Origin of the sequence: Psychrobacillus sp. PGGUH221, from assembly GCF_042055255.1 — a bacterium.
Lineage (GTDB): Bacteria > Bacillota > Bacilli > Bacillales_A > Planococcaceae > Psychrobacillus.
Genome location: NZ_JAQMHQ010000002.1, coordinates 254,698 through 278,213, shown reverse-complemented (window position 1 = coordinate 278,213; position 23,516 = coordinate 254,698). Strand labels below are relative to the sequence as shown.

The following is a 23,516-nucleotide window of genomic DNA, read 5'->3' as shown; positions in this document are numbered from 1 at the left end:
TTGCAAGTTATTCACGTGTCGTTTTATTTGTTGCTCCGGACATTTAAAAGCTGTAGATTCTTCGTCAAGAACACGAATTAACTGGTCGGGATTTTTTGGAACAACAATTTGCCCCGTATATTTTTTATTTCCAAAACAGCGATGTATTTTCTTGTGAGGATAAGCGTGTCTACCTGTAGATAATTATGCGGGCTAATTGGGATATGGAGGTCCTTTAAAATAGCGTAATTTTTGGGGAAGTTTACTTGTTTTAAGAAATTGTCAACGTACGACTCTCCAGCATAACCAGCTTCAATTGCTCTAATTTTATTTTCAATTTCAAGGCAAGTAGGGTGGTGTATAGGGAGTCGCCGAAGCATGCGCTTGTATATAGCGACTGTTTTAGGTAGATTTCGTGGTATATCTATAGAAAACCCTCCTTATGTTTAGTAAGTAATGCATTGAAAGTACCATTTTTCTAGTAATATCACAGTAAAAGATACAATAGTCTGAAAAGGGGTTGAACAGGAGAATGGAAACACTAAATCAATTAAATTTTACAAGAATTTATACATTGGGGAGAATCAAACAGAGTAAAGAGAGTGCTTGGGACATAAAGCCAAGTGGATTTAACAATACGATTCGATGGAATGTCGGCCATATTTATGTGAATGGGGAAGTGCTCACGCAAAAAGCAATTCCATCTTACGAAATCTTACATCCAGAATGGTTACCTCTCTTTGTTCCAGGAACTAACCCAGATGAATGGGATACCGAGCCTCCAACGATGGAAGAACTAATAAATGCATTAAAGCTACAATCCGATCGAATAAAGGCAGCGATTGAACCTAATTTACATAACCAATTAGTAGAACCCATGTCTATTGGCAATCTACATCAAATGGATACGGTGGATGCACTTATGCAATTTATGATTTGGCATGAAGGAGTGCATGCTGGAATTATTCACGCTTTGAACCGTGCAACGACGGAGTGAGGGATGAAAATATATATTATAGGATCCGTTGGTAGTGGTAAAACAACACTAGCCCGAAAAGTAGCCAGCAAGCTTCAAATAATACATTTTGAAACGGATAATTTTGTGTGGACACGACAACTAACCGGTGATATACGAAATGAACCGGAAGTTCGGGATCATTTGCTGCAAGAGGCGATTCATCGAGACGCTTGGGTGATAGAGGGGGTCCATATCGATTGGACCGATGAAGGCTTACAAGCAGCAAATCAAATCGTTTTTTTAGATATTCCATTTAGGATAAGAACAAGGCGCATAGTACTTCGATTTATACGTCAATTACTTAAAATAGAAAAAGCAAACTACCACCCGACATTTACCATTTTTCGTCGGATGTTCAAGTGGAATAAATACTTTGAAAATGAAATGAAACCCGCGTTTCTAGTAAAACTTAATAGATATGAGAAGAAAGTGCATCGGCTTCAAACATATAAAGAAGTAGAAGGCTGGTTGAACCAATTAGAAAGAGGGTGATGGATTAGCATCATCCTCTTTCCATGTAAAAAAGGAGATACCTATTGGTTATCCCTTTTTCTTTAACATTTCTATTTCATTCACTAGATAGTCTAACTTACTCTGTATGTCGGAAAGCTGTTCCTTTTGTTCTTGGCTAGATTGATTTACTAATTTAGCTTCTTGTTCTTCTTTCTCTTTAGCTTGAGCCAGTTCTGATAAAGCAATACCTTCTGCAATAGCTACGATCACATACCCTAGTGTGAGAACGACAGTCCCAATAAATTCAACAGTGGCGCTAGTTGGGATTTCATTTTCGTTATTTGGATCTTCAGGAATATACACACAAACATCCTTTACTCCGTCTTTCCATTAGCATATGATAAAAAACTCGCATACGTTATTTTTTGGACTTCACGAGTTGATGCTCGAATGCATAAATGACCGCTTGTGTTCGATCACTTACTTCTAGCTTCGATAAAATATTGCTCACATGTGTTTTTGCTGTTTTCAATGCAATATAGAGAGAGTCCGCTATGTCTTGATTTGTTTTGCCTTCTGCCATAAGCAGTAAAACTTCGAGCTCTCGATCGGTCAAGTCTTCGTGCAGTGCTTGTTCGGAACCTTGGCGCATTCGCTTCATCATTTTGTTTGTCACTTCTGGCTCTAATACTGCATCACCGTTTAACGTTTTGCGAATAGATTCAGCTATGTGAGATGCTTTGGAAGTCTTTAACAAATAGCTGATGGCTCCTGCTTCAAGTGCTGGATACACTTTATCATCATCGATAAAACTCGTAACAATCATTACTTTTGCTTCTGGCCATTGTCGCACAATCTCACGTGTAGCTTCGGCACCATTCAAGATAGGCATAACCATATCCATTAATATAATATCCGGTTTATGCGCAAGTGCCATATCAACAGCTTCTTGACCGTTCGTAGCTTCTGCTACCACTTCCATATCGGGCTGAGCCTGTAAATAAGCAGACACACCAATACGAACCATTTCATGGTCATCCGCTAACAATATTCGAATCATCTTTATGCTCCTCTCTCTTCACTGTTCCAACTAGCTCTAAGTTTTTCTCGATTGGAAGCTTCACTTCGACAATTGTTCCTTGCGACGGAACGGAAACAACTTTGCACGTAGCACCAATTTCAACAGCTCTTTCTTTGACATTCTCTAAGCCATATGAGCCTGTTTTAGCATCCGCCATCTCAAAGCCAACCCCATTATCTTGCACTCGAAAAATTGCTAGATTGTCACGTTCTACGAATAAAATATCGACTTCCGTAGCCTTTGCATGTCGTAACGTATTGGATAAGGTTTCCTGTGCAATTCGAAATAAATGGTCCTCTGCGCCTTTTGGTAATGAGACCTCTTCTAAGCGATATCGAATGGTAAAAAAAACTTTCTGTTGGAGCTCTAGTAATAGTTCTTCCATTCCTTGCTTAAGCGTTTTATCGTGTAGTGCTGCTGGACGAAGGTGGAGCAGTAAGGCTCGCATTTCTAACTGAGCTTGTTGAACTATTTTTTCTGTTTGCAATAAATTTTTAGGAGCTTCCCCATTCTGCGACTCCTCTATTTCCACCATCGTTGAAAGAAGCATAGACGCTGCAAATAATTGTTGTGAAACCGAATCATGCAGCTCCCTAGCCAAGCGTTGTCTTTCTTGTACGATTCGTTCCTGAATAAGCTTATCTTGTGCTTCTGCTTTTTCATTTGTAATACGCTGCAAGGTTTTCCGCTGGGTCAAAATGAGCTGCTCTAATTGATTGGTTGTGACATGTAATCTTTTCGAATATGAGAACTTTTTATTGTTTGGTAGGGACGTTTCTGCTTCTAATAAAGGTCTCAAGCTAGATTCTATTTTCTTCTCCTGGTCACGAACCTTTTGAAGAGTATTCAAAGAAAAACTAAAACTCATAAACGCTAGTATGATGATAATCCAAGCGCCTAATGGTACTTCTGCGTAAGTAGTCTCTAGCAATGACCACCATGCGTTATCGTTTGGCCAGCCCCACAGTGCATAGAGTAATAATGCTGCTAAAGCCATTAATATAATAAAGAGGGAAAAGCCTTGACCCAAAAGTATTTTCATTTACGGATCACCTCAATATCCCCAATCCATGTCGATACAGTAACGACAAGTTCAGAAGCATAGCTAACATCCTCTTGATAACCGTCTTTTAATACGACCGATTGATTCCACAAACGTTGAAGCCCTCGACCAAATATATTCGCCTCTCCGATAATAGTTGCGTAATGGAGTCTCACTGGAACTTCATAAGGTACATAAATGGTAACTTTTCCAAGCGACTGGCGTATGGAAATAAAGGAAGTACCCTTTGGTAGAACTGTTTGTGTCACATCAATAACATGCTCTCCGTAAAAGCCTTGTACATGTACATCTTGCCATTCATAGGCATTAAAAGGAGTTGTTTGCGAAGAAAAAAGCTTATTTTGTATTACACTGTTTGGTGTTTCTTTATACACAGTATCGAATGGTCGAATCACTTGTTGAATCGGTTCATTTTTCCAGAGCTTATACAGTATATATGCCATAATAGCCATGAGTAATAGCCTTAAACTCCACATAGAAAAAATAGAAATTAATATTAGGATAAACCCCGTCCAAAATAAAAAACGAGTTCGTTTGCGTAAGCTAAAATAAATCATCCCAATGCCAAGAAGGACTAATACAATGCTGCCATTTCCAAAAATTGTTGCTTCAATAAACATTAGAAAAACAAAGCAAATGAGGATAAAAGCAAGCTTGTTTGTTTGATTTTCTTTCATTTGAGTATTCCTCCTTCTTCGCATAGTGAGATAAGAGGAGAAGATTTCTTCCCCTCTTATATATTAAACAAGAAAGTAAAACTATTCTACAAAGTAATTGTCTAATCTCCAGGCACCAGCCGCTTGAGGTCAAATGACAATTTCCTTTAGTGGCTGAAGAACTGCCTCCTCGGAAATTGTCATTTGCTTGCTCCTGCGCGAAGCTCGTCACAGAGATACTCTGTCGCCACTAAATAGGCGCCTTATGCTTTTCTTATAGTTTACACAATTTCAGTCTTTGGTTGTGCATTTTTTTCTAACATTTCAAGACGTTGTTCCATAGAAGTTATTTCATGTTCCTTTTCTATCTTTTGACCAAGTCGTTCAATGTATTGTTCCATTTCTTGGAACGTGCCAAAGTTTTTTTCTTTTTGTTCTGGTTGTAGAATGCGATCCATTTGATGATGAGCGCGGGTTACGTTTTCTTTGCCCATCAATTGTAATTGACGAACCTTCATATCTTTAATTTTATGTTTCATTTCTTCGTATTTACGTTCTAAACCGAAAAGCTCTTCAGTTGTTTGTTGAATGCTATTTTGTAAAACGGAAGTTCTTTCGCTATATGCATTTAATTCGGCTTGAGCAAAAGCAGCTAAGTCTTCCTCGCCGCTTGCTGTAGCTAGCTCTACTTGATGCTTACGTTTTTCAACCATTTGCAATGTTTCTTCAAGTTCTTTTTCAAGTTCTTGTTTTAATTTTCCTTGGCGTTCTAACCATTTACCTGTTTGCTCTGTTTGTTTTTCCGCTTCGCGAATATATTGATTCAACATTGCAATTGGATTTTTTTCCTCTTTTTTATCAAACAACTTGTGTAAGTCAGCCTCTACCGAGTATTTCAATCTTTTTAATAATGATGTCATGTTATTTTCCTCCTTATTTTGAAAGTTCGTTCCATTGTTTTTCGAAATTTACAAATGGGTCATCAGATTTTACAGCTGGTGCTGAAAAGCTAACGGGTTCGTTATTCCATTTTTTAATAACGTACCAAACACCTACGATTGCTAAAATTCCGAAGAAACCAGGCACGTTTGCAACTGCCGAAAGTAATCCTACGATTCCTACACTTGCCCAAAAGATTTTCAAAAACGTAGAATCGCTTTTAAGGTAAAAATGTATCCCTGCGTAGACGATCAAAGCAGAAACTGCTAAACCTAATAAACTCCCTAAGTTTGCAACTGCTACAACCCCTGCGATAATACCAAGTACTAATAAACCAAATTTTTTCATGTGATTGTTCCTCCTCTCGTTTGTATTTATAGCTTATCAATTCCGCTAACTTATCCAAACGGGCTAGAACATGATTTTCATATCGGTCTGGAGACTTAGTAATACTAAGACATAATCTGCTATACTAATGGAAAATACATAAATTGGAGAACTGAATATGAAAAGAATTACTGGTGCTGTAATAGCTATTCTCCTGTATTCTGCTATAGTGTTTTATTTTGGATGGGTAGTTTCTAGCTGGTTAGAAACATTCTTTCCTATAAATAAGTGGTATTTCGGTATAGTCTGGGTACTTATTGCTTATGGGTTTCTTATTGGTAGAATCAATCATAGCTTGCGGCTATTTAGTATTGCGGGATCCTACTGGATGATAATTATGGAGTATGGGCTAATTCTATTTCCGATTGGAACAATTTTAACTTGGGTATATCCAGAGCAGGTAAAATTAATTGGTTGGATAATCTTATTCTTATTTGTTTTCATTTTTGCGTTTGGTACATTCAATGCATTTACACCAGTTGTTCGTGAGCTATCTATTAAATTACCCAAAAAGGATTCCAAGTTGGACAAGCTTAAAGTAGTAGTTGCTTCAGATTTCCATCTTGGTTTATTATCCAATAAGGCGCATTTAAAAAGGTTTGTGAAAAAAGCAAACGAAGAGCAGCCTGATTTAATCTTACTAGTTGGTGATTTAGTTGATGACGATCCTATTTGGTTTGTAAAAAAAGGTATGTCAGAAGTGATGAAGCAGCTAACTTCTACGTATGGTGTATATGGGGTACTCGGCAATCATGAATACTATGGTAAGAAAATTCCTCTATTAGTAGAAGAAATGGAAGCGTCTAATGTACATATGTTGTTAGATGAAACTATTGTGTTGGCAGAATCGTTCTATTTAACTGGTAGAGAAGATTTGACGAATAGAGAAAGAAAGCAGCTTTCTGAATTACGTCCCGAAAAAGATAATCTTCCTTGGTTTGTTATGGATCATACACCTTCGAATTTATTGATACCTGAAACGGAAGGGGTAGATTTTCATGTTTCAGGTCATACGCATAGAGGACAAATGTGGCCAAATCATCTTATTACGAGAAAGGTATTTGAGCTAGATTATGGGTATAAACAAAAAGGAAGCTTGCATGCGATTGTATCATCCGGTTTTGGATTTTGGGGTCCGCCTATTCGCTTAGGTAGTCAATCGGAATTATGGGCAGTAAACATTAAGCTAGAGGACGTGAACAAATAATGGAAGCATGGATTTCGGACTGGCTTAGTCAGTACGGTTATTTTGGTGTATTTTTCTTAATATTAATTGAAAATATCTTCCCTCCAATCCCATCAGAGGTGATTTTAACGCTCGGTGGGTTTATGACTACAACAACAACAATGACAAAGCTTGGAATTATTATTGCATCTACTTCAGGGTCCGTTGTTGGAGCAGCTCTTTTATATTGGATTGGCTCACTTTTAGACGTAGAACGTTTAGAGAAGATTGTACAGAAGTACGGAAAAATTTTAAGACTGACTATTAAAGACATTCATAAAGCAGATGCATGGTTTGATAAATATGGTGTTTGGGCAGTCTTTTTCGGTAGACTCGTGCCACTTGTTAGAAGTTTAATATCCATTCCAGCAGGGATGTCTAATATGAAGTTTGGCTTATTCCTCTGGTTTACGACATTAGGAACTTTGATATGGAACACAGTGTTAGTATCAATAGGAGCAGCAGTCGGAGAGAATTGGGATGAAATAGTAGGGTATATGGATATCTACTCGAACATAGTGTATATTATCTTAGCGATAGTAGGTATTGCATTTCTTGTTTGGTATTTTAAAAAACGTGACTAAGGAGATCTTATGGAATTTCTAGAATTATTAAAAGCGATTATATTAGGGTTTGTTGAGGGTATGACAGAGTTTGCTCCTGTTTCTTCTACAGGGCATATGATTATTGTTGATGATATGTGGTTGAAAACGGAAGAATTTTTAGGTCAGTATTCTGCGAATACATTTAAAATTGTCGTTCAGCTTGGTTCTATTTTAGCTGTAGTGGTTGTTATGTGGAAACGATTATTTAGTTTAGTAGGATTATATAAGATAGAAAGCGAAAATTCGAGCAAGCGTTTTAATTTACTACATGTAATCGTTGGTATAATTCCTGCAGGAGTATTAGGAGTATTATTAGAAGATTTTATTGATGAAAATTTATTTGGCGTAGAAACAGTTATATACAGTCTAGTTGCAGGTTCTATTTTTATGATTATTGCGGATAAATTTGGTCCGAAAAAACCGTCTATCAATAGCTTGGATCAAATTACGTATGCTAAGGCATTTAAAGTGGGATTAGTACAATGTCTGTCTTTATGGCCAGGATTCTCTCGCTCAGGTGCAACTATTTCCGGTGGGGTATTGTTTGGGATGGATCATAAAACAGCAGCAGATTTTACATTCATCATGGCTGTTCCAATTATGGCAGGGGCTAGTCTAGTGTCTGTGGTAAAAAACTGGGAAGAGATTAATATGGGGGATATGGGCTTTTATGCAGCAGGCTTTATCAGTGCATTTGTATTTGCGCTAATTTCCATCAAATTTTTCTTAAAACTAATTTCTCGTATCAAATTAATGCCATTTGCAATCTATCGTTTAGTGATAGCAGCAATTTTAGCAGTTATCGTATTTATGTAATAAAAGGGCAGACATTTTGAATTGTCTGCCCTTTTATTATGACTAAAGAAAGACACGTACTTTATTCCTATGTACAAGTTTAAACACAATATGATAGGGTATATAAGTGAATATAACACAACATATAGTATTTGAACGATAATTAGGTACCTTTATGGTTTAAAAGGGAATTCGGTGAAATGCCGAAGCTGTCCCCGCAACTGTAAGTGTGGACGACTGTTGAAATAGCCACTGCGAGAAATCGTGGGAAGGTCGACAGGAGGGTGAAGCATGAGCCAGTAGACCTGCCTTTTCATCGGTGAAGCAACACTTTCTTCGGGGGTTGAGAGGTGGGGGCGAAGGACTCTATCTCAATTAATTTTTAGATGTCTTGTTGTTTCCTACTTTTTTAATGTGAGCGATGACTCAGCCGAAGAGGCTTGGGACATCGCTTTTTTGTGTCCTTAAGCAACTATCACTCCAGCAGAACCCATAATCAAAACAAGGAGGAAATAAAATGACATCAATTACCTTTACAGAAAAACAGGAGGTACTCCACCATTTAGTAAAAGAATTCGGAGAAGACAATATGGCACCACTCATTAAATCACATGAAAGATGGATGAAGAAGAATCCGGAGGGTAACACCTCTGCTTGGTCTAAGTCGATGTCTTTGGAAGCATTAAGTTTTTTAGATGAGCAAGAAACGTATTGGACTTTTGTTGCGGCGCGCATTCATTTGGCACATGTATATGAACAAGTCGCTAGTCAAAGAAAAACAACATCTAATAATGTTTACAGTAAATTTGCTAGCAATGTACAACTTCAAGCTGCTAATGGAATTTACGACATTAGTTTGACGGAAGCCTATTCGTTTGATGAATTACAACAGTTAGCAGAAATAATTGTTCCAGAGAGAGATTTTTTATTTACATATATTGGTGTTAAAACTTTACTTGATCGTTATGTCGCAAGGGACTTTGATAAATCAATTGTTGAACTTCCACAAGAACGTTGGCTAATCATTGCAATGACGCTAATGAAAGAAGAAAAAGAAAATAGAATTGGCAAAATAAAAGAAGCATATTGGGCAATGAGTAACCTTTATATGACTGTAGCAACACCAACACTTTCAAATGCTGGAAAGCCACATGGACAGTTATCTAGCTGTTTTATTGATACGGTTGATGACAGTCTTCAAGGGATATACGACAGTAACACAGACGTAGCGACCCTTTCTAAATTCGGTGGCGGAATCGGAGTATATATGGGGAAAGTGCGAAGTCGAGGATCGTCTATTCGAGGTTTTATAGGCGCATCTAGTGGTGTACTTCCATGGATCAAGCAATTAAACAATACGGCAGTTAGTGTGGATCAGCTTGGTCAGCGTCAAGGTGCGATTGCTGTTTACTTAGATGTTTGGCATAAAGACATTTTTACATTTTTAGATTTACGCTTGAACAATGGAGATGAGCGTCTTCGTGCACACGATATCTTTACAGGGGTATGCTTACCGGATTTATTTATGGAGAAAGTAGACGCACGAGAAGAGTGGCACCTATTTGACCCGCATGAAGTACGACAATTAAAAGGCTATTCCCTAGAGGATTTCTACGATGAGAAACGTGGCGAAGGTTCTTTCCGAGAAAAATACGAGGAATGTGTGAATGATTATCGATTATCACGCGAAACTGTTCCAGCAATAGACTTGATAAAACGTATTATGCGTTCCCAGTTGGAAACAGGAGTACCATTTATGTTTTACCGAGATGAAGTAAATCGTAGTAACCCAAACAAGCATGAAGGAATGGTTTATAGTAGTAATCTATGTACAGAAATTTTTCAAAATCAAAGTGCTACCTCTTTTGAATCCATTCAATTAGAAGACGATGTGATTGTGACAAAACGTAAAGCGGGGGATTTTGTAGTTTGTAATTTATCTTCTATTAATCTAGGACGAGCGGTTCCAGAAAATGTATTGGAGCGTTTGATAAAGATCCAAGTGCGTATGCTCGATAATGTAATTGATTTAAATATGATTCCGGTACCTCAAGCGCAACGTACAAATGCTCGTTATCGAGGAATTGGCCTTGGTACATTTGGGTGGCATCATTTGCTTGCTCTAAATAGTATCCGCTGGGAGTCAGATGAAGCAGTTGAATTTGCTGATAAACTTTATGAAAAGGTTGCTTTCTTAACGATTCAAGCTTCTGCCGAATTGGCGAAAGAGAAAGGCGCTTATCCTTTATTCGAAGGGTCAGATTGGCAAACTGGAGCCTATTTTGAAAAACGACAATACGAGGGACAAGAATGGAATGAACTGCGTAAGGAAGTCGCTGAAAATGGAATCCGAAACGGCTATTTAATGGCGGTTGCACCTAACTCGTCTACTTCCATTTTAGCAGGAAGCACGGCGAGCATAGATCCTATCTTTCAAAAGTTTTACTCCGAAGAGAAGAAAGATTACAAAATTCCAGTTACTGTACCAGATTTAAATTCAGAGACTACGTGGTTTTATAAATCAGCTTACTTTATTGATCAACACTGGACTTTAAAACAAAATGCTGCACGTCAACGCCATATTGACCAAGGTGTTTCGTTAAATTTATATGTTCAAAACACAATAAAAGCAAAAGAATTACTTGATTTACACTTAGATGCGTGGAATAGCGGGCTGAAAACAACTTATTACGTTCGATCAACTTCTGTAGAACTAGTCGATTGTGATTCTTGTTCAAGCTAAGGAGGAAAAGCTAATATGCAGTTAGAAAAAAGAAAATTAATGGATAAAGAAGCGCCAAACCGTTCTACTAGTATCGTGAACGGCCAAAGTTCCAATATATTAAATTGGGACGATGTACGATTTAATTGGGCATATCCAAAATATAAAAAAATGCTCGGTAATTTTTGGACCCCTTTTGAAATTAATATGAGCAATGATATTAAGCAATTTTCGGGGCTAACAGATAATGAGCGAGAAGCATTCTTGAAAATAATTGGTTTGCTTGCCCTTTTAGACAGTGTGCAAACAGACTTTGCAGGAAAAGTAGCAGACTTTTTGACTGATTCTAGCTTGAATGCATTAATGATTATTCTAGCACAGCAGGAAGTGATTCATAATCATTCGTATTCATATGTGCTTTCTAGCTTAGTTTCCAAAGATGAGCAAAACCGTGTATTTGATTTCTGGCGCACAGAGCCTGTTTTGCAAAAGCGAAATAACTTCGTTTTAAAAGGGTATGAAGAATTCGCAGAGCAGCCGGATGTGGATAACTTACTACGCTCTGTTGTATATGATGTCATATTAGAGGGGTTGTTTTTCTATTCAGGCTTCTCATTTTTCTATCATCTTGCCAGACATCAAAAGATGGTCGCTACGAGCACAATGATTAACTATATAAATAGGGATGAACAGTTGCATGTTGACTTATTCGTAAAGATTTATAAAGAGTTATTAACAGAGTATCCACAATTTGATACTCCTGAGCGTGCGAGTGAAGTGGAGGAGATTTTCCGAGAAGCAGCACAGCTCGAGGTCGACTGGGCACGTGAGGTAATCGGTGATAAAATAGACGGTTTAGATATAGAGGACGTGGAAGAATATATTTATTTTTACGCAAATGTACGATGCAATCAGTTAGGCTATGACCGTCCATTCCCCGAATATCGCAAAAATCCTTTAAAGTGGATCAAAGCTTATGAAGAAGTTGATTTAGGAAAAACCGACTTTTTTGAACAAAAATCTCGCCAATATGTGAAGGTAAATGTGCAAGATAACGGATTTGATGACTTATAAGAACGGTTTTAGTTTTATCAAAAAAGCATCTATCAATCATTTTTGATTGATAGATGTTTTTAGTTTTCTAACTAACTTACAGAAGAGGGCAGTATGATTGTTACAATTGTTCCTTTGTCACTTGACTCTACATGTATGTGTCCATCGTGTGCCTCCACAAGCTGTTTCGTTATAGCTAGTCCTAACCCGGTTCCTGATATTTCCGAAGTGGTATTTGTTCCACGATAGTAGCGGTCGAACAGGCTTTCAAGCTCTTCCTTTGGAATTCCGTTTCCTTCATCCCAAATAGTTAATTGGACAGTGTCTTTCATTTGGTCTACTTTTAAATATACTTTTGTTCCTTTAGGGGTATGCTTTACTGCATTTCCGGCTAAATTATCGAGAACTCTTTCAAATAATTTTGGATCAATTAAAACATGTGCATGTTTGTCTCCTTGGGGGTCTTGTATATCTCTCCAAACAGAATTTTTAACATACATCTTAAGAAAAATTAAAAGATTCACATCGACTTTATTGATAGCAATTGCATTATTTTTTAATTGATACGTGTATGTTAAATCTTCTATTAAAGCATCCATATAGTTCGACTTCTCTTGCATAGTCTTTGCAAAATTTTTAACTTCTAGATTTGACCAGTCATAATCATCGGAAGCAAGCATAGTGGAATATCCATAAATAGAACTAAGTGGTGTTTTTAAATCATGTGACAAACCAGTAATCCAATCTTCGCGTAACTTTTCAGTCTGCTTTATTTTTCGCTCGTTAGCTTCTAACGTATTTGCTAATCTGGAAAGTGATCGATCAATGTCTTCGTATACACGATATTTTCGTTTAAAACGTCCGGTCTTTTTAGTTCTTAATCTACGATCATCTAAAGGTTTATAGTCTTGCTCGGCTAACTTTTCAATACGTTTAAGAAAAAATAAAACAGGTCGGCCAAAGCGATTCCCAATCCAAAAAGAGAATAAAATAGTAAAGAAAAAAAGAATGAGGTGAAATAAAAGAAGTCCTATTCCAAACTTTTTCATCCCATCTAAAAATGCGGGTTCAAAGGGATAATAATTTGAATTATTCATTCGGACGACAGCGATGGTACCATCTTCAAGTATTTCAGAAGCAACAACTTCTTTTCTTTCAGAATAGTTATGGGAACTAGCGAGTATTTCAATCCCACTGAGTGCTTGTTTTTTTTCACCATAAACAACTTGTTTTCGTCTACCTTCTGTCGTATAGATTTCTAGGCTTGCGTCTGCATCCTCTAGTTGCTTTTTGGTTTCATGCGATAAACTTCCGATATTTTCTTGAACTATCATAGATAATAACTGTGTGGCAGGATGTTTTTCGATAAATACTATATATAAGCCATCGCCTTGTTCCCAAACAAAAGCCTCTTTAGTTTTTGTCATTGCTACAAATTGTGATAAAGTGTAGCTTTCACAGCAATTACTGTTATTTTCTGAACTAGCAAGGACTTTGCCATTCTTGTTGATTAATTGAACAAGTCCTGTATTTTCATGCGCTGAATCTATTAACTTTTGAGATAAATGATAGACCCCATTTGAATCCTTGGTAAAATCGGACTCAAGTTCAAATGCATCTAATTCACGAATATCAGAGTAACTATTGCTCTCCATAAGATCATAAACAAAATATACTATCAGTCCGATAGACACAATAAGTAATACACTATAAAAGATAACAAAATATGCTAAAAATCGTGTAGTCATTTTCCCTGATAAACTCATACTAATTCTCCTTACTAATGAGTTTGTATCCGACTCCACGGATAGTTAAAATAAGTTGAGGATTACCTGGGTTAACTTCAATTTTTTCTCGTAGCTTTCGGACATGAACCATTATCGTGTTATCATCAATAAAATGCTCTTCTCCCCATACTTGAGAATAAATTTGTTCTTTTGAAAGGACCTGCCCAGGATGTTCGCAAAAGAATTGGAGTAAATGAAAAAGTTTTCCGCTTAAAACAGAAGTATCTTCTGCTACAGTCAATTCAGCTGCTGCTACGTTCAATTGGAACCTACCAAAGTCAAACACTTTCTTCGATAAAGGCTTGAAGAAGGAGGAGGTATACCGTTTCATCTGCACTTTTACGCGAGCTGCGAGTTCCATTGGATTAAATGGTTTGGTAATATAATCATCTGCTCCGTACATGAAACCACGAAGCTTATCTGCATCATTTGCTTTTGCTGTTAAAAAAAAGATTGGTGCATCTGATTTTGTGCGGACCTTTTTCGCTAAATCTAGTCCAGTTCCATCGGGGAGCATAATATCTAATATCAATAGATCATAATTATTATGTGAAATGAGTAAGTCTGCATCTTTGTAATTTGTACATACATCAACATGGGTAAATCCTTCTTTTTTTAGAATTATATCAACCATATCTCCGATAGCCTGTTCATCATCCACTACTAATATTTTCGCATCTAACACCAATAACCACTCCAAAATTTAAGAATATTTTAAGGTACGTTTCATTCTGTCATAAGCTTTCTATTTTATACTAACAAAGGAGTGATACGAAATTCTAGGGGGATTTGTTTTAAAATGGAAAGAGTAAAATTGATTGATAGTTTAAGAGGGCTTAGTCTATTCGGTATATTACTAGCTAATATGCTTATATTTCAGTATGGAATATGGGGAAAAGATGAAATTTCTTATTTTTCTCTCTCGGGTATGGATACATGGGCATATAAGTTTATAAAAATAGCAGTAGAGGGTAGCTTCATGCCAATTTTTACTTTCCTTTTTGGTTATTCACTTATTAAGATGGTTGAATCTTTAAGAAATAAGGAAGTAAAAGTGAGATGGCATTTAATTAGACGATTCATATTGCTAATAACACTTGGGATTTTGCACGGGACTTTTTTGTGGGAAGGAGATATTTTAGCATTTTACGGATTTATGGGTTTCTTTTTATTGATGTTTATAAACAGGAAGAAAAAAACACTTATTATATGGGGAGTTATTTTGTTCCTTTTAACAAGTGCTATGGGCTATGGAATTTTAGAAGAAACAAAAGAAGAAGTAGAAAAATTATCTTCCTATATTGTTAAAACAAATGATATTTATAAAAACGGAACCTATGAAGAGATTAAGCATCATCGAAATACCGAAAATCCGCTAGTATTCGAAGATAAGTACTTTATTTTTTTCATAGTAATTCTAGCCCCATTTATGACAGCACCACTATTTTTGTTTGGGATGGCTGCAGCAAAAGGGAACCTGTTTACCAGACCGCGAATGGAACAAAAATGGTATAAAGTCGGAGCGATACTTTTACCAATTGGTCTTGCGTTAAAAAGTGGTAGTATACTTCTTCAAGAAAATGCTTGGTCTGCTATCTTATTAAATCTTGGTGCCCAGCTTCTTTCTGTAGGATATATTTCTCTATTTGCAATACTATTTACTTCATTTTCTAATTCTATCGTATTTCGCAGTTTTGAAAGTGTCGGAAAGCTTTCTCTAACAAATTATATTTCACAGAGTCTTATATGTACAACCATATTTTATGGATACGGTTTAGGAGTTTTCGGAGACATCGGAATGTTAAATAGTATAATTCTAGGACTTGTAATCTTTGCTGTGCAATGTCTAAGTAGTACATTGTATTTGAAAAAATTCCGTCGCGGACCGCTAGAAATAATAATGAGAATCTGGACCAATTTTTCATGGAATGGGTCAGTTAGAAAAAGTAGGAAATTATTGAAAAAGCGAGTAGAACTTGAAAACACCCCGGTTTAATAAAAACCAGGGTGTTTTGTTTCTTATTCTTTAAGTTAAATCCACTCTAGAATCTCCATTCTGTTTCCAAATGGATCGTGTATATAAATTCTATTTGCACCTGGCAGATCATAATCAACAATATAGTTAATTTCTTTATTTGTTAAATGCTCTTTTAATGATTCAAGATTTTCAATCTGGAACGCAGGATGTGCTTTTTTAGCTGGTGCGAATGGTTCCTCAATGCCTATATGAATTTGATAATTACCAAATTCAAACCAAACACCGCCTTTTTTCTTTAAAGCTTCTGGCTTTTCTATTTCTTTGAATCCTAGAACCTCACCAAAAAACTGTCTAGCAATTGGTTCTGAACCTTTTGGAGCAGCTAATTGAACATGATCGATAGATTTAAAGATGAATGACATGACAAGTCCTCCTTGTTTCGTTCTACTTTCATCATATGCTCCAAACATGCATTTGAAAATTTTATAGTAATTATTATTTGGTATAAGAAAAACTTATGTCATAAGCGTCATGTGGACATAAATTTTTGTAGTATCCGGTCAGAAATTGTCCTATACGGTTATAAAAATTTTTATGCGGACGGAAATTTGTTTATACGGTCAGAAATCCATCTTATCCGGACACAAACGCCACAATTCCTACATTTTCAACAAAATTTTATTTACTGTATTTTGATTACGTGCTGTAGATACCATACCAAGCTTCTTCTCAAAAAAGGTGTTCGTAAATTTCGTTTGATGATAATTCTTCGAAAGACTAATAATAATATTTTTTCGATTCCATACGACAAATTCATCATCTATTAAGCTGTCGAGTAATGCTTGCTGTTCATCTGATATTTCATTAGCTAAAAACATGACATATACTTGTTCTTTTAAGAAAATGGGGTGCCGTTGTATCTCTTTCAACTCTGCTTTGTTCCTTATTACAACAGGTATGTCAAAGCCGTAAGTTTCAAACAACTCTCTTTCCATTTCAAGAATATCATAAGCTGTATTATCAAAAATGACATTTCCGGTCTGTATATAAGTCCGCACGTTTTCATAACCCATTTCTTCAAAAAGAACCTTCAATGATTTCATATCCACTTTATTTTTTGCACCCAAATTAATACCACGTAGTAAAGCGACAAATGTCATTCTTAGCACTCCCATCCTCAAATAAAAAACTCCTACTTTTATCTTATCTAAATAAAAGTAGGAGTAAATAATAAAAATGATTAACCTAACCAAAATTTGTTTGTGCAGCTTAAAACTAATACCAATAAAAACAAAGTAACTATTATAGCGTCTACTTTCCCAACGGTAATTACGTGAAAATAACTACTTCTGCGTTCACCAGTAAAACCTCTAGCTTCCATTGCAAAAGCGGCTCGTTCCGCTTTCCGAACAGCACCAGCAAGCATTGGAATCAAAACTCTCCGAATGCCAAGCAAACGTTGAATGGCATTTTTCTCGCGCCCGACCCCTCTTAACCTATGTGCTTGCCCGATCTGTGTAAATTCGTCTTTCAAAACCGGTAAAAACTGATAACCTACCATAATGCCATAAGCAATTTTAGGAGAGAGTCTTAATTGTTGCATCAAACTCAACACAAACGTCACAGGATTTGTCGTCAACGCAAACATTAAGGACAAGCTAGAAAATGCTAATACACGAAAGCTTAAGGACATTGCCTGATTCAATTGTGTTTCTGTAAATTCAATACTCCACAATGACCAAATAACTATTCCCGATTGATCTTCGGAAAAAACAAGTGTAGTCCAGAAATAACCGATTGCAGTTATAAAAAATGGAAGCATGAATAACGACCACTTCTTCCAATTAATCCGGCTAAACAATATTTGCAGCACAAGCACTCCACCCCAAAATACAAGGGGAGTCCAAGGGTCAAAATAAAATGCCATCGTTAACATACAGACGGTTATTAATAAAAACTTCACGGAAGGATTCATTTTATGCAAAGCATTTCTCATAACTTAACAATCCTTTCGGAGGAAGCAAATGGTGCTCCAATAATAAACGTTCATTTTTCCAAACATCACTCGCTGGAAACTTCCCCGTTAAACGTCCATCGTTCATAAGTAAAATCGAATCGGCTAGACAGTAAGCAAATTCCATATCATGTGTAACGATGACAAAAGTTGCCCCTGAACGAGCACGCTCATCAATTAATTGAAATAACTCAGATAATGCTGCAGCATCCTGACCAGATGTAGGTTCATCCATTAAAATAACCTCTCGTCCGTCACATAGCATCGCGGCAATAGCCACTCTACGCTTTTGGCCGTGACTTACTGCAAAGGGATGTGCCTCTGATACTGACTGGAGCTGCAATCGAGTAAGTATTTCTTCTGCATTACTGCCTCCGCCATAAGCTACTTCATCACGTACACTTTTCGTAATAAATAAAAACTCGGGAGATTGCGGAACATACCCTAAAAAACTTGGTTCCACCTTTCCGCTAGTGGGAATTAACTGACACAGTGCCTTCAACAAAGTGGACTTACCGCTACCATTTGGACCTGCTAAAACAGCAATTTCCCCTTGCTTTAATGAAAAAGAGGTTTCTTTTAAGAAGGGCTGAGCTTTTATTTTACTGACAACTATTGATACATCTTCTTTCAAGCTGTTTTTTCTTCTTTCTAAGGGGGAACTCGACTTTCCTTGAATTAATGGAATACTTCTATCAAAAAATTCTCCCCATAAATCCAAACGATGCTCTATAGCAACTATTGTCATTTTTCTTTTCATTTGTAAACAATCCAACCACTCAACATATTTTTTCGCAGCATATGGATCTAAATGAGAGATTGGTTCGTCTAGCAACAAAACTTCAGGCTCCATGATGAGTGCACAAGCAGTTGCAATGCGTTGTTTTTGACCGCCAGAAAGCTTTTGAATAGTAGCATGTCGAAATTCACTCAAGTTAGTTAGCGTAAGTACTTCACAAATTCTTTTGTCCATCTCTTCCTTGGGAACATGCAAGTTTTCAAGGGTGAATGCTAGTTCTTCCTCTACAGTTTGCATGCAAAATTGTGCATCAGGATCTTGAAAAACAGTCGCAATACGATGATTTATTTCCCCGGGAATATATGAAGTACTTTCTTTTTCAAATAATTTAACAGAGCCAGTTAAAATTCCATCGCAATTATCAGGAAACAAGCGATTACATAAATAAAGTAATGTCGTCTTTCCACAACCACTTGGACCTGTAATTACTACACGTTCACCAGCTTGAATAGTAAATGTAAGCTTGTTCAATATCCATTTGTCCTCATCGGGATAACGAAAACTCACATCTGTAAACTGAATTATGTCATGCACGAACATCACCTTTATTCGAGCGAGAAATTGCATAGCCTCTAAGCGAACCAGTAGCAAGTAGTCCGTCCGACAAAGCTTTACCACCAACACCAGCTATAAGTGCACCGCTTAATATTCGAATACCGAACATCAAAGCCACATATCCAGTGCTAAATACAGTAAACCCTCCTAAAAAGTAACCATATACAAAACTGAAAACGGATGATCCGATACCTGCAAGCATCAGTACCCAAAGGTCGAAACGTTTATAGCGTGTTGCGGCAAACACTGCTTCGGCACCTAGTCCCTGAATAACCCCTGAAAGTATTAATCGAGGTCCTACAGCATTTCCTAGTAACACTTCAATCGCCGCTGCAATCGTTTCTGAAATGACAGCTGCACCAGGTTTACGAATGATATACATACAAATGATTGATACGATAAACCAAATACCAAAAATCCACTCATATGCTATCGGACCAATAAATCCTGACCAAATATTACCGATATGAACAAATAATAAATATACAATCCCAAACACAACAGCAAATAAAGACATAAGGACAATCTCTTTTAACTTCCATGACTTAAGCATTCAAAATACCTCCATGCGAAGGACTATTTATACTCATCGAAACAGTCATTACCAAATGCTTATATTCTTCTGAGCGAGCATGTGTGAATGTTTCTTCGTAAAATGCAAACACATCATGAATATCCCCGTGAATACCACTTGCATAATGCATGGATTCATTGAAAACACCTCGTTCTTTTGCACGCTCAACCTCTCTATAAATCACATCCATATAATTTGGGTTATTCATCGGATAAAGTGCAAATTGAGATGACACATATTGCTTTGTCGTGTCTTTATTTGCAACTTCATCTCCTTTATCTAAATAGACATCCCCAGCAGTATCTCCAGGGCAGCCAGCAGAAAAGGTACCCGATAAAGCAATGTGAACACCTGTCTTAGCTGCATGCAGTGTAATTGACTTTGCGACATTGAACACATGCACCTGTTTTCCGCGAATGACAGTTGACACATCGTCTGTATGCATCCACACATTCGATGTATCCGTTTCCCGAAGCGCTCCTTTAATAACTGAAATAAAATCATTGGTCATCGGATGTAAAGAAAAACGAAATCCGACGATAGGGCTTAAACCACATTGCATATAAAAAACCTCCTAAAATTTTTCATAAAAAAAGACTACATCCGTGAAGATGCAGCCACTTATCCAATATGAAAAAAGTCGGAAAGTCACCGCACTTCCTCACGCAGGTATTATCCTGATCGAGTTATAAGGGATCGGAGCAAAAAGCTCGCATCTCAGCCATAGTGGGCACCCCCAGTGCAGAAAACGGTATGTAGTTATACAGATTTTTGTTCAAAACAATCTGTTTTTTTTATGTGCCCCCAGTATACCCTATGAAACTATCAATGTAAATGTAGTTGCAAAATTTCCTTCTTTCGTCCATGCTTGAACCATCAGAAATAGTTGGAGGGTGCTAATTTGGATAAAATATTTATAACACGAAAACTACCAGACGAAGTAGTAAACCCATTAAGAGAAAAATTTGACGTGACGATGTGGCATAGTGATGAGATTTCGATGACCTATGATGAAATAAAATCACAAGCGAAAGATACACATGCGATTTGGACAGTACTTTCCGATAAGGTAGATCGTGCATTAATTGAAAGTTTGCCAAACCTAAAAGTAATCAGTAATTTAGCGGTAGGATATAACAATATTGACGTTGAGGCAGCGAAAGAGCGTGGAATAATTGTGACCAATACACCAGGTGTATTAACTGAAACTACAGCAGATCTTGCGTTTTCTTTACTTCTAGCTACTGCACGACGCGTGACAGAAGCAGAACGGGATCTTCGAGCAGGTAAGTGGATATCATGGTCACCAATGCAGTTAACAGGAATGGATGTATTTGGTGCAACACTTGGAATTATTGGAATGGGACGTATTGGGGAGGCAGTAGCGAGACGAGCGAAAGGGTTTGATATGAAAGTTCTCTATCACAATCGCTCTCGTAAAATCGAAGCGGAAGAACAATTCGGGTTCACTTATGTAGAGCTCGATGCATTATTACAAGAATCGGATTTTATCGTTTTATTAACGCCATTAACTGCTGAAACAAAAGGGTTGATTGGTGAACGTGAACTAAATCTTATGAAGGAAACTGCAGCAATTATTAATGTGGCTCGCGGAGGCATTATCGATGAAAAAGCATTGTATGAAGCTTTAACAACTAATAAAATTTGGGCAGCTGGCCTTGATGTATTTGAAGTAGAGCCGGTGCCACTAGATCATCCTTTACTAACGTTGCCGAACGTGACAGTATTACCGCATATTGGAAGTGCGAGTATTCGAACAAGAATGGCGATGATGCAAATGAATGCAGATGATATTGCAGCTGTTTTGGAGAATAAAGAGCCAAAGAATAAAGTAATATAAAAAATACCAGATCAGAGCGATGTAATTGCTTTTGATCTGGTATTTCGTTTTACTTGGCTATTAAAGTTATATCATTGGCTGTAGCCCAGTTGTTCAACGGTGCAACTGTGTACTTTACTCCTGACTTTAATGTGTTATCAGTAATATCGAAGATTCCGACTGCCCCTTGACGAGAAGAGAAGCGATATTGTGCTTGTACAATGCTGCCATCCTCCCCTTGTAATTGGACGCTGCGACCTGCAAATAGCTCGATACTTGGGTCTTTATCTAATGTTAGTTCGAATGATTTTTCATCGATTGCTTCTGCTGATTGGATCGTGAGTGGTGCAAATTCTTCTCCTATAAAGGTTGGATTTTTGATTTCTCCCCAATCAGATGTAACCGTATATTCTGTACCTGGCGTTAACGATTGCCCTTCTGGCAGACGGAATTTGGGTGCTTGTCTACCATCAGCTGCTTGCGTGAAAGGAATATATTTCGCTGTTATTTTTTCTCCATTATCTGATGTTATTGTCACTGTACGATCTCTTAAGGAAGAAATCACTTCATACTGATTTCCATTTTCATCTTTGTTTTCATCATCTACTTGAAAAGAAAGATTCCCTCTACCAGCTCGATATGCTTCAATAATATTAGCATAATCTGTTACACCATCTTCTTTAAAAGACTCTATTTCAATGGTGTCATTTGACACTTGCATGGTTTTACTTATATTAATTTTCTCTTCACTTGCCTCAAAGGATTGTTTTTCACCGCCTTTAAAGCTTAATGTATATGTTGTACCTGGTTTGTGAATGGTAACAGGAACGATATATGTACTTTCCGCCCCGATTTTTAGCCTAGGAACATTCACGATACTCATATCATGATCAAATTTAAAATTTTGTTTAATTGTATCCAAGTTTTCTGGATTAACATCATCCTCTGACAGTGGCTGAGAGAAGGTAATTTGTAATGTCATTGCATTTAATGGTTGTAATTCTGTAATCTGTGCTTGTGTGACGTTTTGTGTTTCCTTTTGAGGTTGCTCTTGCTTTTGATTGCTTTGCTTAGTTTGTGCTTCATTATTACACCCAGTTATTGCAAGCGTTAATCCAAGAAGTATAGGTGTTAATATTTTTGTTGATTTCATCTTGTCATCTCCTAAGTAACTAATTTATAATGCTCCTGCTTTTAACAAAATTTGTTCCAATTCTTTAAACTCTTTTTCACGAGCATGCTGTAATGGTGTTACCTGATTATTATCTGGGATGTTCACGTCAGCTCCATGATCTATGAGCAATTGAATTGTTTTCTGTTGGGTTTCATTTCCGTTATTCAAAATGATTGCTTCTAATAAAGCAGTCCAACCTAGATTATTAATATGATTCACATCAATATTAGTACGTGTTAAAAGTTCTTCGATTACATCTACGTATCCATGTTCGGAAGCTGGAATCAAAGCAGTGCCTCCATATCGATTAGTAATGCTTGGATCAGCTCCAGAATCAATCGTCAGCTTCAGAATTTCAAGATATCCTTCTGCGCCAGCGTATAGGAAAGGATTGTTTTTCATGTCATCTTGAATGTTGACATCTGCACCCGCGTCAATTAGAAACTTCGCAGTCTTCACATCGTTGTTATAAGTTGCAATCATAATACTAGTTCGTCCGTTTGCATCCTGGACATTAATATTAACGCCATCCTTCAAAATACTTCTAATTTTATCAATCTCTCCACGGTCAGCTGCTTGAAATAATTCTTTCTCCATTTCTTCTCCCACGATTTCACTTCCCCTATCTTGTTTGATGGATCTTTCCCCTATATTTGATACACATCCTTGAAGTGTGAGAACCAACCCTGTTATTACCGCCAACCATATCTTACTTTTCCTCTTGGTTGGACTTCTCATTTAGTTTTCCTCCTTAAAAATATTTTATAGACTTCTGCCTAAAATCATCCTAACCTACGATTTTAAAATCCATCTAAATAA

At 37.0% G+C, this 23,516-nt stretch carries 25 protein-coding genes, 1 pseudogene and 2 riboswitches; of the genes and pseudogenes, 9 read left to right on the top strand and 17 right to left on the bottom strand.

Going from position 1 to position 23,516, the window contains the following annotated elements; all coding sequences use genetic code 11:
• Positions 1 to 77 precede the first annotated feature (77 nt).
• Complete coding sequence (locus PGC35_RS05370; protein WP_253278872.1) at positions 78 to 359, bottom strand: nuclease-related domain-containing protein; 282 nt, start codon at positions 357 to 359, stop codon at positions 78 to 80.
• Positions 360 to 511: 152 nt separating this feature from the next.
• Here PGC35_RS05370 and PGC35_RS05365 point away from each other — a divergent pair, with 152 nt between their 5' ends.
• On the top strand, positions 512 to 976 hold the full coding sequence (locus PGC35_RS05365; RefSeq protein WP_375218434.1) for a DinB family protein: 465 nt from the start codon (positions 512 to 514) through the stop codon (positions 974 to 976).
• Between the two features lie 3 nt (positions 977 to 979).
• A complete protein-coding gene (locus tag PGC35_RS05360; RefSeq protein WP_375218433.1) occupies positions 980 to 1,489 on the top strand; it encodes a P-loop NTPase family protein in 510 nt (169 codons plus the stop codon).
• A gap of 48 nt (positions 1,490 to 1,537) precedes the next feature.
• Here PGC35_RS05360 and PGC35_RS05355 read toward each other — a convergent pair whose 3' ends face one another.
• The 6 genes from PGC35_RS05355 to PGC35_RS05330 form a co-directional block, all read right to left on the bottom strand.
• Entirely contained in the window at positions 1,538 to 1,813 is a 276-nt protein-coding gene (locus PGC35_RS05355; protein WP_375218432.1) for a hypothetical protein, read from the bottom strand.
• A 55-nt stretch (positions 1,814 to 1,868) separates the two neighbouring features.
• On the bottom strand, positions 1,869 to 2,510 hold the full coding sequence (locus tag PGC35_RS05350) for a response regulator (protein WP_375218431.1): 642 nt from the start codon (positions 2,508 to 2,510) through the stop codon (positions 1,869 to 1,871).
• Positions 2,485 to 3,573: a sensor histidine kinase gene (locus PGC35_RS05345; protein ID WP_056828893.1), complete on the bottom strand. Its 1,089-nt coding sequence runs from the start codon at positions 3,571 to 3,573 to the stop codon at positions 2,485 to 2,487. The genes PGC35_RS05350 and PGC35_RS05345 overlap by 26 nt, the downstream gene beginning before the upstream one ends.
• Positions 3,570 to 4,271, bottom strand: a complete 702-nt coding sequence (gene liaF, locus PGC35_RS05340; RefSeq protein WP_053590960.1) for a cell wall-active antibiotics response protein LiaF — start codon at positions 4,269 to 4,271, stop codon at positions 3,570 to 3,572. The genes PGC35_RS05345 and liaF overlap by 4 nt, the downstream gene beginning before the upstream one ends.
• Positions 4,272 to 4,531: 260 nt before the next feature.
• The gene (locus tag PGC35_RS05335) at positions 4,532 to 5,170 is read right to left on the bottom strand and encodes a PspA/IM30 family protein (RefSeq protein WP_275782602.1); all 639 of its coding nucleotides are present in this window, start codon (positions 5,168 to 5,170) and stop codon (positions 4,532 to 4,534) included.
• Positions 5,171 to 5,183: 13 nt separating this feature from the next.
• On the bottom strand, positions 5,184 to 5,537 hold the full coding sequence (locus tag PGC35_RS05330; RefSeq protein ID WP_053590958.1) for a lmo0954 family membrane protein: 354 nt from the start codon (positions 5,535 to 5,537) through the stop codon (positions 5,184 to 5,186).
• A 157-nt stretch (positions 5,538 to 5,694) separates the two neighbouring features.
• Between PGC35_RS05330 and PGC35_RS05325 the strand changes: the two genes are divergently transcribed.
• The 5 genes and pseudogenes from PGC35_RS05325 to PGC35_RS05305 all read left to right on the top strand — a co-directional run bounded on the left by PGC35_RS05325 (position 5,695) and on the right by PGC35_RS05305 (position 11,997).
• Positions 5,695 to 6,783 carry a metallophosphoesterase gene (locus PGC35_RS05325; RefSeq protein ID WP_053590957.1) on the top strand — a complete coding sequence of 363 codons (1,089 nt, stop codon included), beginning with the start codon at positions 5,695 to 5,697 and terminating at the stop codon, positions 6,781 to 6,783.
• Positions 6,783 to 7,385, top strand: coding sequence for a DedA family protein (locus PGC35_RS05320; RefSeq protein ID WP_053590956.1), 603 nt, complete (start codon positions 6,783 to 6,785; stop codon positions 7,383 to 7,385). The genes PGC35_RS05325 and PGC35_RS05320 overlap by 1 nt, the downstream gene beginning before the upstream one ends.
• A 9-nt stretch (positions 7,386 to 7,394) precedes the next feature.
• Positions 7,395 to 8,222, top strand: coding sequence for an undecaprenyl-diphosphate phosphatase (locus PGC35_RS05315; protein ID WP_053590955.1), 828 nt, complete (start codon positions 7,395 to 7,397; stop codon positions 8,220 to 8,222).
• Between the two features lie 127 nt (positions 8,223 to 8,349).
• Positions 8,350 to 8,528, top strand: a riboswitch (cobalamin riboswitch).
• A gap of 172 nt (positions 8,529 to 8,700) precedes the next feature.
• Positions 8,701 to 10,944: pseudogene (locus PGC35_RS05310) on the top strand (ribonucleoside-diphosphate reductase subunit alpha); the annotation flags it as partial.
• Between the two features lie 15 nt (positions 10,945 to 10,959).
• Positions 10,960 to 11,997, top strand: coding sequence for a ribonucleotide-diphosphate reductase subunit beta (locus PGC35_RS05305; RefSeq protein WP_375218430.1), 1,038 nt, complete (start codon positions 10,960 to 10,962; stop codon positions 11,995 to 11,997).
• A gap of 71 nt (positions 11,998 to 12,068) precedes the next feature.
• On the opposite strand, the gene PGC35_RS05300 is transcribed toward PGC35_RS05305, so the two are convergent.
• Positions 12,069 to 13,742, bottom strand: coding sequence for a sensor histidine kinase (locus PGC35_RS05300; RefSeq protein WP_375218429.1), 1,674 nt, complete (start codon positions 13,740 to 13,742; stop codon positions 12,069 to 12,071).
• Between the two features lies 1 nt (position 13,743).
• Positions 13,744 to 14,448 carry a response regulator transcription factor gene (locus tag PGC35_RS05295; protein ID WP_375218428.1) on the bottom strand — a complete coding sequence of 235 codons (705 nt, stop codon included), beginning with the start codon at positions 14,446 to 14,448 and terminating at the stop codon, positions 13,744 to 13,746.
• Positions 14,449 to 14,562: 114 nt separating this feature from the next.
• Here PGC35_RS05295 and PGC35_RS05290 point away from each other — a divergent pair, with 114 nt between their 5' ends.
• A complete protein-coding gene (locus PGC35_RS05290) occupies positions 14,563 to 15,759 on the top strand; it encodes a DUF418 domain-containing protein (protein WP_375218427.1) in 1,197 nt (398 codons plus the stop codon).
• Between the two features lie 35 nt (positions 15,760 to 15,794).
• Here PGC35_RS05290 and PGC35_RS05285 read toward each other — a convergent pair whose 3' ends face one another.
• The 6 genes from PGC35_RS05285 to PGC35_RS05260 form a co-directional block, all read right to left on the bottom strand.
• A complete protein-coding gene (locus PGC35_RS05285; RefSeq protein WP_053590949.1) occupies positions 15,795 to 16,163 on the bottom strand; it encodes a VOC family protein in 369 nt (122 codons plus the stop codon).
• Positions 16,164 to 16,400: 237 nt separating this feature from the next.
• A complete protein-coding gene (locus PGC35_RS05280) occupies positions 16,401 to 16,901 on the bottom strand; it encodes a DUF1697 domain-containing protein (RefSeq protein WP_375218426.1) in 501 nt (166 codons plus the stop codon).
• Positions 16,902 to 16,981: 80 nt separating this feature from the next.
• Positions 16,982 to 17,737 carry an energy-coupling factor transporter transmembrane component T family protein gene (locus PGC35_RS05275; protein WP_375218425.1) on the bottom strand — a complete coding sequence of 252 codons (756 nt, stop codon included), beginning with the start codon at positions 17,735 to 17,737 and terminating at the stop codon, positions 16,982 to 16,984.
• Positions 17,718 to 19,094 carry an ABC transporter ATP-binding protein gene (locus tag PGC35_RS05270; protein WP_375218494.1) on the bottom strand — a complete coding sequence of 459 codons (1,377 nt, stop codon included), beginning with the start codon at positions 19,092 to 19,094 and terminating at the stop codon, positions 17,718 to 17,720. Before PGC35_RS05270 ends, PGC35_RS05275 begins: the two co-directional genes overlap by 20 nt.
• Positions 19,081 to 19,662 carry an ECF transporter S component gene (locus PGC35_RS05265; RefSeq protein ID WP_053590945.1) on the bottom strand — a complete coding sequence of 194 codons (582 nt, stop codon included), beginning with the start codon at positions 19,660 to 19,662 and terminating at the stop codon, positions 19,081 to 19,083. The genes PGC35_RS05270 and PGC35_RS05265 overlap by 14 nt, the downstream gene beginning before the upstream one ends.
• Positions 19,655 to 20,245: a YkoF family thiamine/hydroxymethylpyrimidine-binding protein gene (locus PGC35_RS05260; protein ID WP_375218424.1), complete on the bottom strand. Its 591-nt coding sequence runs from the start codon at positions 20,243 to 20,245 to the stop codon at positions 19,655 to 19,657. The genes PGC35_RS05265 and PGC35_RS05260 overlap by 8 nt, the downstream gene beginning before the upstream one ends.
• A gap of 79 nt (positions 20,246 to 20,324) precedes the next feature.
• Positions 20,325 to 20,431: riboswitch (TPP riboswitch) on the bottom strand.
• 153 nt (positions 20,432 to 20,584) lie between these two features.
• On the opposite strand from PGC35_RS05260, the gene PGC35_RS05255 reads away from it, so the two are divergent.
• On the top strand, positions 20,585 to 21,544 hold the full coding sequence (locus tag PGC35_RS05255; protein ID WP_375218423.1) for a 2-hydroxyacid dehydrogenase: 960 nt from the start codon (positions 20,585 to 20,587) through the stop codon (positions 21,542 to 21,544).
• Positions 21,545 to 21,593: 49 nt separating this feature from the next.
• Here the strand turns inward: PGC35_RS05255 and PGC35_RS05250 are convergent, their stop codons facing one another.
• The gene (locus PGC35_RS05250; protein ID WP_375218422.1) at positions 21,594 to 22,676 is read right to left on the bottom strand and encodes a hypothetical protein; all 1,083 of its coding nucleotides are present in this window, start codon (positions 22,674 to 22,676) and stop codon (positions 21,594 to 21,596) included.
• Between the two features lie 24 nt (positions 22,677 to 22,700).
• A complete protein-coding gene (locus PGC35_RS05245; protein WP_483880162.1) occupies positions 22,701 to 23,435 on the bottom strand; it encodes an ankyrin repeat domain-containing protein in 735 nt (244 codons plus the stop codon).
• Positions 23,436 to 23,516 lie beyond the last annotated feature (81 nt).